Source organism: Limosilactobacillus sp. (genome assembly GCF_041859915.1).
In the GTDB taxonomy this organism is placed as follows: Bacteria; Bacillota; Bacilli; order Lactobacillales; family Lactobacillaceae; genus Limosilactobacillus.
In genome coordinates this window covers 1-17,201 of the sequence record NZ_JBFLGB010000035.1, presented here as the reverse complement: position 1 = coordinate 17,201, position 17,201 = coordinate 1, and the positions used below count along the sequence as shown (strand labels likewise).

Below are 17,201 nucleotides of genomic sequence, written 5' to 3'. Positions count from 1 at the left end.
TTAACATCCGTGGTCATACGAGTAACTAAACTGGAACTTGAAAACTTATCAATGTTTTCAAAAGAATAGTCTTGGATATTGTAGAACATATCTTTACGCAAATTAGAAGCAAAACCAGCGGTAAAACCTGGAATGGCTTCCAGCTTATCTAAGGTTCCACCAGTATGTCCAAGACCCCGGCCAGAAATCATCGGTACTGGGATGCCGGTTGCCGCCACCATTGCTGCTAGTGGCAAACTAACCTTGTCACCAACACCCCCGGTTGAGTGCTTATCGACTTTGATTCCCGGAATTTGACTGAGATTCAGTTGTTCTCCAGAATGCATCATTTTCATTGTTAGGCTAGTTTGTTCTGTACTGGTCATCCCTTGAAAATAAATTGCCATTAAAAGAGCACTCGTTTGATAATCAGGAATCGTGCCATCAACCACACCATCAATGAAAAACTGCAACTGTTCGTCTGTTAAAGTCTGGCCATTACGTTTAGCATCAATGATGTCGACCATTCGCATTGCAACCTCCCCCCTTCCTAATTAGTCATTACTAATTTCCTTGTAAAAGCTAGTCCCTCGAACACTAGCAACATTAAAGTTATCTAGAATTGTTGCTCCTAAGTCAGAGAAGGTCTTACGCAATCCTAATGACTGATTAGTCTTATTCATGGATGGAGAATAAGCTAATAACGGAACGTTTTCACGAGTATGGTCGGTGCCCCGGAAGCCAGGGTCGTTACCATGGTCAGCTGTAATCATCAATAAGTCATCCGGCTTCATTTCCTTTAAAACGGTCCCTAATCGTTTGTCAAAGTCCATCAGTGCCTGACCAAAGCCTTTAGGGTTACGCCGGTGTCCATACATGGCGTCAAAATCTACCAGGTTAGTGAAGCAGAAGCCATTAAAGTCTTGTTTCATAACCTCGTCCACGTGGTCCATTCCGTCCATGTTACTTTCGTTATGGTAACCACGATCAATTCCTTGACCAGAGAAAATATCATTAATCTTACCAATACCGATCACGTCGTAACCTGCTTCACGCAACCGATCCATATCAGTCTTGCCAATTGGCTTTAAGCTAAAGTCATGACGATTTGCAGTTCGGGTAAAATGATCTTTGTCAGGGCCAACGTAAGGTCGAGCGATAATTCGTCCAACTGTGTACTTTGGACCGTTAACTAGGGTCCGGGCGTATTCACAGATCTTGTAAAGTTCCTTTACCGGGATAACGTCTTCATGGGCAGCAATCTGCATTACAGAATCACCAGAAGTATAAAGAATTAACTCCCCAGTTTTCATTTGCCGTTCTCCATAATCATGAATAACTTCTGTACCGGAATATGGCTTATTAACAATTACCTTACGACCAGAGAACTTCTCTAATTTATCAACAATTTCTTGTGGAAAGCCGTTTGGAAAAGTTGATAATGGCTTAGTAACCGGCAGTCCCATCATTTCCCAGTGACCATCCATGCTATCCTTACCGGCAGAAATCTCTTCCATCTTGCCGTAATCACCAATGGCCGGATTGGCAACCGGTACACCTTCAATCGGAGTGTCACGAAGATTGCTGATCCCCATCTTAGCCAAGTTAGGCAGTTTTAAGTTACCCTTATAAAATTCACCAACGTGACCCAGGGTGTCGGCACCAAGATCATCAAACTTAGCAGCATCGTGAGCGGCACCAGTACCAACGGAGTCCATTACAATTACAAATACACGTTTATAAGCCATCTTTGTCCCTCCATTTTATTGATTATCGCTAATAATTAATCTTGTTGGCCTGCCTCTTCAAGAATTTTGACAGAAGCAGAAACCCCGAGGCGATTAGCACCGGCCTCAATCATTCCATAAGCCTCGGCCAGGCTATGAATCCCACCAGCAGCTTTAATCTTGAACTCTGGGCCAACAGTTGCCCGCATCAATTTAACGTCTTCTACTTTGGCACCAGAAGTAGAGAATCCAGTAGAAGTCTTAACAAAGTCAGCGCCGCCTTTAACCGTTAATTCACAGGCACGCTTTTTTTCGTCATCAGTTAATAGGCAGTTTTCAATAATTACCTTAAGCAACTTGCCCTTTTCGTGAGTTGCTTCGGCAACGGCTCGAATATCATCTTCAACCGCTTGGTCATTGCCACCCTTTAATTCACCAATGTTAATTACCATGTCAATTTCATCGGCTCCATCTTGGATAGCCTGCTGAGCTTCAAAAACCTTGCTGGCCGTCGAAGTAGCCCCAAGAGGAAAACCAATTACGGTACAAGTATTAATATCAGTCCCCGCTAAGCCTTTATGAACCCGTTGAACCCAATAAGGGTTAATGCAAACAGAAGCGGTATTGTACTTCCGTGCTTCAGCAATTGTTTGGTCAATCATCTCAGCAGTAGCTTCTGGCTTTAACATTGTGTGATCCATGTATTTAGCTAGTTGTGCTTGTGTTAACTTCATCTGTAATGTCTCCTTTGAATGCGTTTTCATTTGAATACGTTTATAGTTTAACAATTATTTGCACGTTTGTCCATATATTTTTTGAACATTTTTCCATAGTGATTATATACTGTTAATTTGCAATTAATATAATTAATAGTTTAATAATTTAATGCTAGTGCTTGATCAGTAGTGATCTTTACAAAAAACAAAAGAGTCAGGCTACAGCAATTAAATAATTACCAGCATAGCCTGACTTTAAATCAAAATAGATCTCCAAAACTCAAATAAATCAAACTCTGGAGATCTATTTATAATATTTAATTAACGTCGTCGACGGTTGCCATAAAAGCCACCGGTAACGTGATACTTTCGTCGGTAAACAATGTCGCCAACAAATGCTGCTACCGCAATAATCAAGTAGACCCACCGGTTAAGCCGCGGGTTGACGATATTTGGCAATAACGAAACCAGCATATAGACGGCTAACCAAGCCACTAAACCAAAGGCAACAGTCAGTACTCGGAACCACATTGGTTTAGTTTGAACCCATTTACCATCTTTATTCCTAGTTGGTTGCAGCTGCATTGCGACATAGCCATACAAAATCCCACCAAGAATCGCTACCAGCAAGATTGCCGTAATTCCACTGCTTCCAGCTCGACTGCTTCGCATTGCTAATGGTGACAGCCAGAACATCAAGAAATACATAAAAGTGAAGATGCTCAGAAAGATTAAAGTATTATCAATTGCTAATAATTTAATTGAGCGTCTAGTCATATGCTGGGTACTTGGTTTAGGATGTTTTAACTCCTTAGCCCGGTCCGTTGGAGTCCCAAAGAGTGTTTTGGCGGTCTTACCTTTCTTTTGCCCAGCAACTAATTGTTCAGCAGTTTCCTTCAACATAGCTGGTTGCTTTTCACTAGCTACCCCTTGACGGTCCAACTGCTTATTTAATTGGTACATAAATTCTTCATTCTTACGAGTTAAATGGTACTCGCTAAATGTATTATCTTGGGCTTGACGCTGGGCCTTAATATGCTGCTTTTGGCGTTGTCCGGCCGCAGCGTTACGTGCTCTTTCTTCGCTCACAAATAAGCTCCTCTCGTTTCGTTTTTTATCGTGTTTTATCAAACATTGAAGCGGAAGTTAACAATATCGCCATCTTGCATGACGTAATCTTTACCTTCCAAACGGAGCTTGCCGGCTTCCTTAACAGCGGCAGCTGAACCAAGCTTGTCCAGGTCGTCAAAGCTCATAACTTCAGCTCGAATGAAACCTCGTTCAAAGTCAGAGTGAATAATTCCGGCAGCTTGTGGAGCTTTAGTTCCCTTCTTAAAGGTCCAAGCACGTGTTTCAGGGCCACCAGCCGTAAAGAAGGTCTCCAGTCCCAAGAGCTTATAAGCTGCCCGAATCAACCGATTTAAACCAGGTTCTTTGACTCCTTCCATTTCTAGAAAGTCAGCCTTATCAGCGTCATCCATTTCAGCAATCTGTTCCTCAGCCGCTGCCGCAATACCAATAACTTCACCGTCACCCTTGACGTGTTTCTTAATAGCGGCCATGTATTTGCTGTGGTCAGGATCAGCCATGTCGTCTTCAGAAATGTTAGCTACGTAAAGGACGGGCTTACTAGTTAAAAGGAAGAGGCCTTTAACAATTTTCTTTTCATCATCAGAAAAATCAATGGACCGTGCACTCTTACCAGCTTCCAGGACAGGCTTGATCTTGTTCAGCACTGCCAGTTCCGCCAAAGCCTTCTTGTCACGTCCTTTAGCAGCCCGCTGAACCTTCCCCAAACGCTTATTAACGGCATCAAGGTCGGCCATGATCAGCTCCAGGTTAATAGTATCAATATCTTCAACCGGGTCCACCTTACCAGAAACCGTGGTAATATCGTCATCATCAAAGGCCCGAACCACGTGAACAATTGCATCAGTCTGACGAATATTTTCTAGAAACTTGTTACCAAGTCCTTCACCTTTACTAGCACCTTTTACAATTCCGGCAATATCGGTAAATTCGAAAGTAGTTGGAACAATTTTCTTTGATGGAATCAATTCGTTAATTCGGTCGAGTCGTTTGTCTGGTACCTCGACCATCCCAACGTTTGGATCAATAGTAGCAAACGGGTAGTTAGCCATTTCAGCACCCGCTTTAGTAATTGCGTTAAACAGCGTTGACTTACCGACGTTTGGTAAGCCGACAATTCCTGCAGTTAATGACATGAATAATTCACTTTCCTTTTCAAATAATTGACAACTTTTATTTTAAGCTATCCAAAGTACTTTGTGGACACTTACATTAAAATTTATTGACCTTCCTGGTGAGCATGTTCCAAGACCTTCTTAAGGCCTTTATCAAATTTCTGTCGGGTCATCATCACCACGTGGCCACAACCCTGGCACTGAATCTTAATATCCGCACCGACCCGGGTAATTTGCCAACGGTTAGTTCCACAGGGGTGCGGCTTCTTCATCATTACAATATCTCCTTTGTCATAGGTTGCCAATGTAATCCCTCCTAATCCAATGAAATATTAAGCAATTCTAGAATACGCGTCAAATCAGCAGTTGATGAATACGGAATTTCAATTTTACCGGTTCCCTTTTTACGGCTTGGAGCCACCGCAACCTTCGTACCAAACTTACTCTGGAGTTGGTTTTCAGCTTCCCGAAGATAAACTGGTTTACGCCGAATTTGACGATGCTTCTTTTTAACGGTGGTGCCATTCATCTTAGCAACTAATTTCTCCAGTTGACGAACGGTCAGGTTTTGCTTGACTGCCTGCTCAGCTACCTTGGTTAGTTGACGTTTATTCTTCAGTCCTAAGATTGTCCGGGCTTGCCCCATTGAAAGTTGACCGGCATTCAATGCCTTCTTAACAGGGGTAGGTAAGCCCAACAGTCGCAAATAATTAGCGATATAAGGTCGACTCTTGCCCAATTTAGCCGCTACCTGAGCCTGAGTCAAGGAAAGCTTATCCATCAAGGTTTGGTAAGCCTGGGCCTCTTCTAGGGGAGTTAAGTCTTCACGCTGAAGATTTTCTAGAACAGCCACTTCCATCATTTGTTCATCACTCATTGTTCGAACAATCGCTGGGATAGTCGATTGTTTAGCAATTTTAGAAGCACGAAATCGCCGTTCACCGGCAACTAGCTCGTAGCGTTCCACTTGAGGATCCGGCTGCCGTAAAATAATTGGTTGAAAGACTCCCGACTTCTTGATTGAAGCTGCTAGTTCATCTAAGCCCGTTTTATCAAAAGTACGACGCGGTTGGTAAGGATTAGTGCGAATCACTCTTAATGGAATCTTCTGTACACTCTCCGTGGTTGCTGGTTCAGTGACCGAATTTTCTTCAAAAAGGGCTTCAATTCCACGGCCCAGAGCATTTGTCTTACGCTTTGCCATGCTTTGCCAGTACCTCCTTCGCTAACTGTTGGTAAACCTGTGCACCTGTCGACCGTCGATCATAATCCACAATTGCTAAGCCATGACTCGGTGCTTCGGATAAGCGAACATTACGGGGAATAATTGTTCGATAAACTAAGTTGCCAAAAGCTTTTTGTACTTCTGCATTGACCTGTTGACCAAGGTTAGTTCGTCGATCATACATGGTTAAAAGTACCCCCTCAATCTTCATATCGGGATTGAAGTGTTTGCGAACTAAGTTAATCGTATTTTGTAATTGACTTAACCCTTCCAAGGCATAATACTCACTTTGCACGGGAATCAAGATTGAGTCTGCCGCCGTAAAAGCATTAATTGTCAAGAGCCCTAACGATGGCGGACAATCTATCAAGATGAAATCATAATGATTACGAATATCCCCAAAGGCGTCTTTTAATCGCGTTTCCCGAGCCATTAAGTTGGTAAGCTCTACTTCGGCACCAGACAAAGCAATCGTCGTTGGGGCGATATCTAAACCCGGGTGACTAGATGGCTGGATAACCTCCTTAAGCGGAACGTCATTGATGAGAACATCATAGACGCTCTTTTTAATGTTACGTTTTTCAATTCCTAATCCGCTAGTCGCATTACCCTGGGGATCCAAATCAATCAGAAGAACCCGCTGCTTCAGATCAGCAAGGCACGCCCCTAAATTAACACTTGTGGTGGTTTTCCCTACGCCACCCTTTTGATTGGCTAAGGCAATTACTGTCGCCATTTTGCTGCCTCCTCACTGCTGCTTTGGAATTTCAATGGTAATTTGATAAGCATCCTTAGTATTCTTTTCGTGTGTGGTAAGCCTAAATCCATTAGCGGTTGCCAACTTAATCGATTTTTTAATCGTGTTTAGGGCAATTCGACCATCCGTAACTTTCTTAGCGGACTTGGTAGTCTTCTTACCCCGTTTTTTGTTCCGGGCTTTTTTCGCTTTAGTTGAAGTTGATGCCTGCTTAGCTGTTTCTCGAGCCGCTGCCTTCTGTTTAGCGACAACGGATGGAATTGGGCGGCCAAGCAACTTAGCTACTTCATCTTCTGTCTGTCGAACGGTTAAATGTTCGTTGACAATTCGCATTAACATGGTTCGCTGCTGCTTTTCGTTGAGGTCCAATAGGGCCCGACCATGCCGTTCCGAAATACGATGATCAAGGATGGCCGTTTGCACCGGCGTAATTAATTTTAAAAGGCGTAATTTATTTGCCACAAAGGACTGACTCTTACCCATTCCCTTAGCCAGCGCCGCCTGTGTTAAATGGTTAAGATCCATCAATTGCCGGTAGGCTTGAGCCTCTTCGACTGAACTCAGCTGTGCTCGTTGAAGGTTCTCAACTAGCGCCAGAGAAGCAGCTTCCTCATCCGTCATCTTTCGTAGAATTGCTGGTGCAGTTTCCCAATTTAGCATTTTCATTGCCCGAAAGCGGCGTTCACCAGCGATAATTTCGTATTTAGCTGGTTCATATTCTCGCAAGACAATTGGTTGCAACAATCCATGTTCTTCAATTGTATGGGCTAATTCACGAAGCCCATCCTGGTCAAAAACCTTTCGTGGTTGATAACGATTAGGCACAATTTGATCAAGTTTAATATTGACAACCTTATTTTTACTATTATTAGATTCACTCTTACCAAAATTAAACAGCGAAAATGGCATAAAACTACTCCCCCTTACCTATTATTGAATTGGCTTTTTGTTTGGTACGCCTGGACGCCGCGGATACCTAGCCGGTGTTGGTGCTATTTTATCAATCATAATAATATTACGTTCTTCGTTGATCTTTGGCAGAAGTAATTTTACCGTCTGTCGAACCTGACCGCCGAGTTTTTGGATAGCTACCTGGGCTTGTGCCAGTTCTGTCGGTGCTGCCAAAGCTTTATAAGCAATAAACTCGCCACCAACTTTAACCGCTGGCAGGCACAATTCGCTTAACACAGACAAGCGAGCAACGGCCCGCGCCGTCACTACATCAAATACTTCTCGGTGAGAACTTTTCTTAGCACTAAAATTTTCGGCTCGATCGTGAATCAGGCGAACAGCAGTTAGGCCAAGTTGATCTACCAATTCTTCCAAAAACTTAATACGTTTATTTAGTGAATCCACAATAGTTACTTTTAACTGTGGAAAGGCAATTTTTAATGGTAGTGATGGAAAGCCAGCACCCGCCCCAATATCGCAAAGGGTTAATGCAGCGGTTTGCAAACGCGGCTCGGCCAATGCACCAATAATCGAATCATAAAAATGCTTAAGGTAAACTTCCTTTTCATCTGTAATTCGAGTTAAGTTAACGTGGTGGTTAGCCGTGATTAACAATTGATAATACTTAGCAAATTGTTCCATTTGAGCAGTGGTTAACTTGATTCCATGATCAGCTAACCGTTGCTGAAATTGTTCAGGGTTCATCTATTTTAGCTCCTTTCGTGAAACAACAATTGTTTCACGTACCCTTTTACTGTACCGTAAAATAGTCTTGGTTTCAACCATCATAGCAAATCGCCTAACCAATATTTCCTGGGAAATAATTTATAAAAAATAAGAAGCGGCCAGCGAGAAAATATTTTCTCCCTAGTCGCTTCGGTGAAGATGCTTTAATTATTTTACTTCTTCAAGAATTCCGGATCTTCAAAAGCTGGATGTGGATCTTGGTAGAAGCCTTGTCCTGACTCTTGACCGACATGATCAGCATCTACCATCGTCTTCAATTTGTCAGCGATTCGTTGATGAATTGGTTGGTCAGTAGACTGAGCCAGATTCTCTTCCATCTGTAATGGTGTTCGCAAGCCTACCATATCAAGAATCATGAATGGTCCCATTGGTGAATTAGTAGAAATCATCCAATCTTTATCAATGGTTTCAGGGTCAGAAACTCCATTTGCCCACAGTTGGAGTGCTGCCCCAATTAATGGCATTAAAACCGCATTGAGAACATAACCATGCTGTTCCTTATGTACTTCAATTGGTACCATCTTAATAGCTCGAGCAAAGTCAACTACTTCTTGGTAAACTTTTGGATCAGTCTGATCGGTTCCCATAATTTCTGCAACATTGAACTTCCAAATCTTATTAGCAAAGTGCATGTGAAGAAACTTCGTTGGTCGGTCAACGTACTTTACTAATTGACTTGGAATAAAAGACGAGGAATTACTTGCAAAGACAGTTTTTGCCGGAGCTACTTTTGACAGCTCTTGATAAAACTTTTCCTTTAGATCTAATGATTCTGGTAAAGCTTCAATGACGTAATCGGCATCAGCAACTGCTTCTTTCAAATCAGTAGTAACCTTAACAATATTATCTAGTCCGGCTTGAAACTGCGCATCAGTAAGCTTCATATCACGCTGATAGTCTTCCTTCAATGCCTTAATCCGCCGAGTTGCAGTATCAATATGATGATTATAAACAGTTACTTGAAAGCCACTTAAAGCAATCTGATAAGCAATCTGACTGCCTAATACTCCAGCACCAGCAACCGTTATTTTCTTAAAAGCCATAAATATCACCTCATCAACCTATTTCTTCAAAAATTCAGGGTCACGATATGCTGGATGTGGATATTGGTAGAAGCCAGCACCATCAGTTGTTCCAGTCTTGCCAGCATCAATCATCGGTTGCAGTTTATCAGCAATTTGCTTGAATAATTCGGTATGACGAGTTTGGTAAAGACCTAGTACAATATTTTTAACTGTCCGTAACCCAACATCATCCAACATGGCAAAAGGTCCAACTGGTGCGCCGGTTGAAATCATCCAATCCTTATCAACCGTCTCGGGGTCAGCTACACCCTTCACCCATAAGTTCAAAGCACTGACCACGAATGGAATCAACAATGAGTTTAGGACATAACCAGGTTGTTCCTTATGAATCTCAATTGGCACCATCTTAATGTCATGCGCAAAGTCAACTACCGCTTGAAAGACAGCCGGATCCGTCTGATCAGTACCCATAATCTCGGCCACATTACATTTCCAAATCATATTAGCAAAGTGCATATGAAGAAACTTTGTCGGTCGATCAACATATTTAACCAGTTGACTTGGAACCATAGTTGAAGAGTTGCTGGCAAAGATTGTCTTTGCTGGAGCTACTTTTGATAACTGCTGGTAGAACTTTTCCTTAATATCTAACCGCTCTGGCAATGCTTCAATTACGTAATCCGCATCGCTAACAGCTGTTTTAAGGTCAGTAGTGAAGGTTAAATTATTAAAGCCGGTTTGGAATTCCTCATCACTTAAGCCCAGATCATGTTTATAACTGTCTCTTAGCGCGAGAATCCGCTTTTTTGCTGCTTCAATGTCCAAGTCATAAGCAATTACTTTGAAGCCGTTCAAGGCCGTCTGATAGGCAATCTGGCTACCTAAGACCCCAGTTCCGGCAACGGTAACGTTCCGAAAAGTCATAATACCAACTCCTTAGTGAATGTTTTAACAATCTACCTCTTTAAGTTTATCATAAAAGCGCTTTCAAGTTTAGCTAAAGTAAACAAAAAGAGAAAATTGACCTCTTTAGTCAATTTTCTCTTTTATCAAGCTTACTATTTCATCTTGCTAACTTCTTCTAGGAACCACTTATTGAAGTACTTAGCATCAATATCTACACAGACTTCAGCATTGGTCTTACCATCATGATAAGCACCACGGATATCACCAACCAAAGCACCAATGGCTGGACCAGAAGTCTGAACATCAACCCACATCTTCTTAGTTGTGAAGGCTTCGGGGTGCAGCAAGTAGAAGATTGTGTTAACGTCATGCATTGGCCGTCCTGCAGCTGTTCCATCATTATAATGGGTAATCAGGCCGTGTAACATCTTCCCGGTTTCGTTCATCGTTCCCAATTTTTCAATTGTTTCCTTAGTCAGCAAAGCCTTCAAAGTAACATCCAAGCCAACCGTTACAATTGGAATACCAGCATTATACATAATCCGGGCAGCATCTGGATCAGTGAAGACATTAAATTCGGCACAACTGGTCATGTTACCACCAGACAAGGAACCACCCATGGCCACGATCTTCTTAATGTGACTCTTAACCTCTGGATATTCACTAAACAGTAAAGCAATATTGGTATAAGAACCAGTTGGTACCAAGGTAATTTCATCTTCGGCCATGATAGCATCGTGTAGTGCCTCAACCGCGGTCTTATTAATTGGTTTACCATAGTCGTCACCAAAGTCATAACCAGGCATACCAGACTCACCGTGAATTCGAGCAGCATCTTCAAATGGTTTAATCAATGGCTGTTCAGCTCCAGCGGCTACCGGGATTTCTTTATCCTTACCAAAGAAGTGAACAATCTTTAATGCGTTAGTCGTCGTTTTATCAACAGTAACGTTTCCGGCAACCGCAGTTACCAACTTCAAGTCAATGGCTGGATCATTAATAGCCATCGTCAAAGCGGCAGCATCATCAATTCCAGGATCAGTGTCCATAATAATCTTCGTAGCCATAATTATTTCCTCCTCAAAATGCAAGCGTTTACGAAATAATGGTTAAAAAAAGCAGCCTTCATAGCTGCTTTTCAATTTTACCAAACAAACAGACCAACAAAGGCAGCTGACAATAGTGATACCAAAATACCGGAAAGTAAGAGGTAACCAATGTTAGAAGCAATGTAATCATTATCTTCCTTGCTTGCTAGGCCTTTGAAACAACCAATAATCATACCTAAAGTACCAAAGTTAGCAAAAGATGTAACGAAGGTAGTTAGAACGGCTTTTAAGTGTTCTGGATAGTGGTTAATTACACCAGAAACCTTACCCATAACAACGAATTCGTTCGTAACCAACTTCATTCCCATATCCTGGGAGAGCATCCATGCCTGGTGTACTGGCAGGCCAAGTAACCAGGAGAATGGGAACATGATAACACCCAGAATGCTTTCCAAAGACAATGGCTTCCAGAACAAGGCTAAGATCTTATCAATCAGGGCAGCTAAGGCAACGAAAGCAACAACGTTAGCGATAATAATCAGAATCAGTTTACCAGCACCCAAGATGGAGTCACCCAAGAAACTGAAGAATGGTTCCTTCTTACCGTTATCAGTAGCACTAACTTTTTCAATTGTGTCGTCTTCTGGAGCAACATTAACTGGGTTCAACATACTAGTCGCAATCAATGCGTTCATAATGTTGATTGGAACAGCTGTCAAAATGTACTGACCAGGCATCATTAAGATATATGAACCAAGAATAGAAGCGGTAACACAAGACATTGACATCATAGCCAAAGTTAAGTTACGTTCCTTACTCATCTTCCGAATCTGCATACCAGAAACGGCCAGTACTTCAGTGTTTCCTAAGAACATCATTTCAACAGCGAAGAAAGATTCAAACTTCGGTTGACCAGTAATGTAGGAAAGCCCACGTCCGATCCACTTGATGATCCATGGCAAGAAGCCAATGTAAGTCAAGATATCGAACAGCGGAACAATCATCAGGATTGGCATCAATGCAGAACAGATGAAGTTCATGTTCTTAGTATTGTACCAAGCACCTAATGCAAAGACAGTCCCTTTAGCGGATACGTCAACGATCCAAACGAAACCGTCAGCGGCAGCCTTAACACCGGCACGACCTGCGGAGGAACCCGTTAGGAACCATGCCAGGATTAAGTTGATAACAATCATAATACCAACCGTCTTCCAATTGATGGCTTTACGGTCTTTAGAGAAGAGCCAACCAATCGCGAGGAAAACAATCAGTCCCAAAATATTGATTGCGAGATACATGTTTACACCCCTTAAAAATATAAATAAACCTTGTTGACCACGCACTACTAAAAATCGAAAATAATTGCTTTGTTCGCTGGGTCAACTTTGCGACATCTTTAGAATATCTTAAATATTCCCTGCTGTAAAGAAGAAATTATAACGGCATTTGTGAAATGGGGTTGTTTATATTAAAAATGAAATCGCTATAACGTTTTACCTTCGGTATTTATCACTATCCATCCTAGTAAAATTATTATTTCACAAGCAATTTAAAGTTTTTGCAAGCGCTAACAAACATTCACAATAAAATAAGAGAAATTATCACCTTTTGATGACAATTTCTCCGCCCCTGCCAAGGAACTTTATTATAATAATTCCCCTTAAATTGATCAATATTGATAACGAAATAATCAGATTATTTCGTTTACTTGATAATTAAGATATAATTACAGTAGCGGTAGGAAAGCGCTTACGAAAGGAGCAAATTACAATGGATAAATCAAAATTAGTACAAATTGGGCATTCTGATGTCTACGCTACTCCATTAGGCCTCGGTACCAATGCGGTTGGGGGTTATAATCTTTTCCCTGACTTAAAGGATGAAGATGGACGAGCCCTTGTTCGTGCTGGTCTCGATAACGGAATCACACTCCTTGACACTGCATACGTCTATGGCCTCGGCCATTCTGAAGAATTAGTTGGCCAAGTACTAAAAGACTATGACCGCAGTAAGGTTGTCGTCGCTACTAAAGGTGCCCAAGATTTTTCAAGTGGTCAACAAGTAATTAATAATCGTCCAGAATTCTTAACCAAGCAGGTCGACCAGAGCTTGCAACGATTACAAACTGATTACCTTGATATCTTTTACATTCATTTTCCAGATCACGACACTCCAAAAGCTGAAGCAGTAGGGGCATTGCAAAGGCTCAAAGAAGCCGGTAAAATCCGGGCGATTGGAATCTCAAACTTTAGTCTTGACCAAATTAAGGAAGCTAACGCTGACAGTTATGTTGATGTCGTTGAAGATGAATTCAGCCTTCTTCATCAGGACCACTTGACTGAGGGTATGCTTGACTACCTTCATGATCACCAGATTAGCTTTGTACCATACTTTCCTTTAGCCTCTGGATTATTAACCGGCAAATATGATCACCATGTTGACTTCCCGGCTGATGATATTCGGAGTCAAATTGCGGATTTTCAAGAGCCACGATTTAGTCAAGCCCGTCAAGCGGTTGATATCATTCGTCCAATTGCTGCTGCTCATCAAGCAACTGTTGCTCAAGTTGTTTTAGCATGGTACATCCAAAACCCATTGATCTCGGTTGTCATTCCAGGAGCTAAGCACGCCGAACAAGTTAAGGCCAACGCTCAGGCAATGAAGATCACATTGAGTACTGAAGAATATCAAATTATTAATCAGGCCTTTGCTGGTTTTAAAAATACTACCAGCGGAAAGTCACTTGCTGATCCCGATTAACTTATTTCCCAGGAAATAAATAAGTGGAAAATAACCGCAAAATTAACTAGTAATGAGCTAACGAATTTTTACTCTCAACTAGTAGCGATTATTTCCCATCTTTTTAATACTAAAAAAGCGGAGACATTTGATTGTCTCCGCGCTTCCGCATGGAAAGATGTTGACCAATTAATTATTGTATCAAGATCCGTTATTGTGTCTTTATCTGCAGTTCTTTCGCCTATGTGAAGAACCCTTTATAGCTTATTATCATTTAGGTTGTAGATATGGCCACTAATTTTAGCTAACATACTTTTCAAGGAAACTAAAGCGTTTCATGTGGAGTGGGGTGTTGTTAATTATCATGTAAAGCCATTTTAATTAACTAGCTTCAAAGTAGTTTATTATGAGAAGATGTTCGTATCAAAAGGGCCAATCATCTTTCCACACTTATAGTATAGTAGCTTGCTGTTAAAAGTTCAAACAAACGGCGGTATGACGGCTTTGATCGCGTTTCCATAACTTAGACAATTTAATTAGCTTTAACGTTTTAAAAGGCTAATTTTAAACTAATTTAACAACTTTTGCTTACTATAATTAATCAAAATTTCATTTTTCTTTTTGCGGCCGTAATCCATAACCTAGCGCTAAAATTGCAAAAATTGCGGTAGTGATAATTAATGGCAATCGAGTTGCTTTAATAAAAAGCAGAATTATTAAAACTACGAGGAAAAAGGCAATCGTTAGCCAACTAGTTAACGGGTATCCTGGCATCCTAAAGAAACGGACTCCCACCGGATGGCGCCGTCGATACTGGATATGCGTCCACAGAATAATTAACCAAATAAAGATAAAGGTAATCGTGGAAATACTGGCAATCATACTAAAAACACCTGCCGGCATCACGTAATTTAAAATAACCGTAATAAACAAGACTAGAGAAGAAAAGGTTAATGCCTTGCTAGGAACCGCCTTAGGACTTAGTTCACCAAATAACTTAGGAGCATTACCTCCCCGGGCTAAAGAATAAAGGGAACGGCTGGTACTAAAGATAGCACTATTCGTTGCAGACATAGCAGCGGTCAATACAACAAAATTCAAAACAGCTGCCGCTCCTGGAACACCAATTGCTGCGAAGACCTGAACAAAAGGACTGACCGTCGTCTTAATTTGGTTCCATGGATAAATAGCCATTAAAGCAATCATTGACCCAATATAAAAAAGACCAATGCGAACCGGAAGAGTATTAATTGCTTTTGGGATCTCCTTGTTTGGATCTTTTGTTTCACCAGCTGTCAAGCCCACCATTTCGATTCCTACGAAGGCAAAAGCTACCATTTGAAAAGACATCAGAAAACCCGAAAAGCCTGTGGGAAAGAAGCCGCCATGATTAACTAAGTTGGTTAAAGTAACCGAATGACCAGCAACTGAATAGTGACAAATGATTAAGACAATCCCCACAATAATCAAAGCTACAATAGCTAATACTTTAATCATCGCAAACCAACTCTCCAGTTCTCCAAAAAGGCCGACATTAACCATATTTACCAACATCAATAAAGTTACAATTACTAACGGTCCTACCCATTGTGGCAAATTAGGAAACCAGTACCGTAAATATATCCCGGTTGCAGTCAGATCGGCCATTGCTAACGTTAACCAGCAAGCCCAGTACATCCAGCCAGCCACAAATTCCATTCGGTCGCCAAGGTATTCTTCAACTGAGTCAATAAAAGAGTGTTTAGTGGGGTCAGCAAGAATTAATTCGCCCAATGCTCGCATCATGAAAAAGCAAAAGATTCCCACGATTAAATACGAAAGAATAATTGATGGGCCAGCTTGATGAATTGCCGAACCAGACCCTAAAAACAGTCCGGTCCCAATGGCCCCACCGATGGCAATCATTGTCACATGGCGACTTTTCAAAGATCGTTTCAATTTTTGCTGTTGCTGTTTGTCCATAATATTCTCCTTTCACGAAAACTTCTGCAATGAAAAACGTCCCCGGTACTCTTCCAAGTACCAGGGACGTTTTACACGCGGTTCCACCCATTTTCGCAGCAATTTAGCTACCTCTTAAGTTGATAAAGGAACCGTCCTTTTCACGTTTCTGCCATTTAATTGGTCCCAACTCTCAGCAATCATCAGGTTCTCTGTTTACCAATTAATTTGAAATTAACTATCATTATAATGATTCTTCAAGTAAAGTCAAACAATTATAATAATATAGCTAGTTTTGTTCTCAATTTGAGATCAAACATTCAAAACTTTATTCAAGAAATTCTGGGTATCAGGGTGTTGAGGATGATCAAAGATTTGTTCTGGCGTTCCCGTTTCCCGAATATTACCATCATGAAAGAAAACCACTCGATCAGCGACCTGTTTAGCAAAGCCCATTTCGTGGGTGACAACAATCATCGTCATCCCTTGCTTAGCCAAGTTCTTCATGACATCAAGTACGTCACCAACCATTTCAGGATCCAAGGCACTGGTTGGTTCATCAAAGAGCATCACATCCGGTTTCATCGCCAGTGCCCGGGCAATTGCCACCCGTTGCTGCTGCCCACCGGATAACGTCTGCGGATTAACATTTGCCTTTTCCCTTAAGCCTACTAAATCCAGATAGTGCAATGCATCCTTCTTAGCTGCAGTTTTGCTTTCTTTACCCAATTGCACTGGTGCTAGGGTGATATTCTCCAACACCGACATATTAGGGAAAAGATTAAAATGCTGAAAGACCATCCCAATATTTTGTCGAACCTTATTAATATCCACCTTCGGATCAGCAATGTCGTATCCGTCCACATAGACGTGGCCACTGTTAGGTTCTTCTAGTTTGTTAATGCAACGCAGAAAGGTCGATTTCCCAGAACCAGACGGACCGATCATGCAGACTACTTCCTGAGGCTTAACATTCAGGTTAACCCCTTGCAAGACCTCATTGCTTCCGTAACTCTTGTGTAAATTTTTTACTTGAACCTTGTATTGCGCGTCCATGTTAATTCATCCTCTTCTGTACGTAATTCGATAACCAGGTCAACAAGGTAATGATAATAATGTAGATCACCGCAATGATTGTCCACATTCTAAATCCTTCCATGTTCTGAGAAATAATAACGGTACCGGTCTCGGTTAATTCCATAACTCCAATTGCGGAAAGAATTGAAGTATCTTTC

General features: G+C 41.5%; 16 protein-coding genes and 2 pseudogenes. 1 reads left to right on the top strand and 17 read right to left on the bottom strand.

From position 1 onward, the window contains the following. From ACEYV4_RS06080 to ACEYV4_RS06015, 14 genes and pseudogenes are all read right to left on the bottom strand, one after another. Positions 1-512 (bottom strand): annotated as a pseudogene (locus ACEYV4_RS06080) (hypothetical protein); the annotation flags it as partial. A gap of 21 nt (positions 513-533) precedes the next feature. After that, positions 534-1,727, bottom strand: a complete 1,194-nt coding sequence (locus ACEYV4_RS06075) for a phosphopentomutase (RefSeq protein ID WP_373842461.1) — start codon at positions 1,725-1,727, stop codon at positions 534-536. 35 nt (positions 1,728-1,762) lie between these two features. After that, a complete protein-coding gene (gene deoC / locus ACEYV4_RS06070) occupies positions 1,763-2,440 on the bottom strand; it encodes a deoxyribose-phosphate aldolase (RefSeq protein WP_373842460.1) in 678 nt (225 codons plus the stop codon). A gap of 303 nt (positions 2,441-2,743) precedes the next feature. After that, positions 2,744-3,511 (bottom strand): DUF1129 domain-containing protein, encoded by a 768-nt coding sequence (locus ACEYV4_RS06065; RefSeq protein ID WP_373842459.1) that lies wholly within the window; start codon positions 3,509-3,511, stop codon positions 2,744-2,746. 38 nt (positions 3,512-3,549) lie between these two features. Next, positions 3,550-4,647: a redox-regulated ATPase YchF gene (gene ychF / locus ACEYV4_RS06060; protein WP_373842458.1), complete on the bottom strand. Its 1,098-nt coding sequence runs from the start codon at positions 4,645-4,647 to the stop codon at positions 3,550-3,552. Positions 4,648-4,730: 83 nt separating this feature from the next. Further along, complete coding sequence (locus ACEYV4_RS06055) at positions 4,731-4,931, bottom strand: DUF951 domain-containing protein (RefSeq protein ID WP_373842457.1); 201 nt, start codon at positions 4,929-4,931, stop codon at positions 4,731-4,733. Positions 4,932-4,942: 11 nt separating this feature from the next. Further along, entirely contained in the window at positions 4,943-5,830 is an 888-nt protein-coding gene (locus ACEYV4_RS06050) for a ParB/RepB/Spo0J family partition protein (protein WP_373842456.1), read from the bottom strand. Continuing rightward, a complete protein-coding gene (locus ACEYV4_RS06045) occupies positions 5,817-6,587 on the bottom strand; it encodes a ParA family protein (protein ID WP_373842455.1) in 771 nt (256 codons plus the stop codon). The genes ACEYV4_RS06050 and ACEYV4_RS06045 overlap by 14 nt, the downstream gene beginning before the upstream one ends. A 12-nt stretch (positions 6,588-6,599) precedes the next feature. Then, the gene (locus ACEYV4_RS06040; RefSeq protein WP_373842454.1) at positions 6,600-7,517 is read right to left on the bottom strand and encodes a nucleoid occlusion protein; all 918 of its coding nucleotides are present in this window, start codon (positions 7,515-7,517) and stop codon (positions 6,600-6,602) included. A 21-nt stretch (positions 7,518-7,538) separates the two neighbouring features. Beyond that, positions 7,539-8,264 (bottom strand): 16S rRNA (guanine(527)-N(7))-methyltransferase RsmG, encoded by a 726-nt coding sequence (gene rsmG, locus ACEYV4_RS06035; RefSeq protein ID WP_373842453.1) that lies wholly within the window; start codon positions 8,262-8,264, stop codon positions 7,539-7,541. A gap of 194 nt (positions 8,265-8,458) precedes the next feature. Next, positions 8,459-9,349: a 3-hydroxyacyl-CoA dehydrogenase gene (locus tag ACEYV4_RS06030; protein WP_373842452.1), complete on the bottom strand. Its 891-nt coding sequence runs from the start codon at positions 9,347-9,349 to the stop codon at positions 8,459-8,461. A gap of 18 nt (positions 9,350-9,367) precedes the next feature. Further along, a complete protein-coding gene (locus ACEYV4_RS06025) occupies positions 9,368-10,255 on the bottom strand; it encodes a 3-hydroxyacyl-CoA dehydrogenase (RefSeq protein WP_373842451.1) in 888 nt (295 codons plus the stop codon). Positions 10,256-10,389: 134 nt separating this feature from the next. Next, positions 10,390-11,304 carry a ribonucleoside hydrolase RihC gene (gene rihC / locus ACEYV4_RS06020; RefSeq protein ID WP_373842450.1) on the bottom strand — a complete coding sequence of 305 codons (915 nt, stop codon included), beginning with the start codon at positions 11,302-11,304 and terminating at the stop codon, positions 10,390-10,392. Between the two features lie 77 nt (positions 11,305-11,381). Continuing rightward, entirely contained in the window at positions 11,382-12,584 is a 1,203-nt protein-coding gene (locus tag ACEYV4_RS06015) for a NupC/NupG family nucleoside CNT transporter (RefSeq protein WP_373842449.1), read from the bottom strand. Between the two features lie 472 nt (positions 12,585-13,056). Here ACEYV4_RS06015 and ACEYV4_RS06010 point away from each other — a divergent pair, with 472 nt between their 5' ends. Then, positions 13,057-14,046 carry an aldo/keto reductase gene (locus ACEYV4_RS06010; protein WP_373842448.1) on the top strand — a complete coding sequence of 330 codons (990 nt, stop codon included), beginning with the start codon at positions 13,057-13,059 and terminating at the stop codon, positions 14,044-14,046. Positions 14,047-14,634: 588 nt separating this feature from the next. Here the strand turns inward: ACEYV4_RS06010 and ACEYV4_RS06005 are convergent. The 3 genes and pseudogenes from ACEYV4_RS06005 to ACEYV4_RS05995 form a co-directional block, all read right to left on the bottom strand. Beyond that, positions 14,635-15,987: an amino acid permease gene (locus ACEYV4_RS06005; protein WP_373842447.1), complete on the bottom strand. Its 1,353-nt coding sequence runs from the start codon at positions 15,985-15,987 to the stop codon at positions 14,635-14,637. Positions 15,988-16,278: 291 nt separating this feature from the next. After that, the gene (locus tag ACEYV4_RS06000; RefSeq protein WP_373842446.1) at positions 16,279-17,022 is read right to left on the bottom strand and encodes an amino acid ABC transporter ATP-binding protein; all 744 of its coding nucleotides are present in this window, start codon (positions 17,020-17,022) and stop codon (positions 16,279-16,281) included. A gap of 1 nt (position 17,023) precedes the next feature. After that, positions 17,024-17,201, bottom strand: a pseudogene (locus ACEYV4_RS05995) (glutamine ABC transporter substrate-binding protein); the annotation flags it as partial.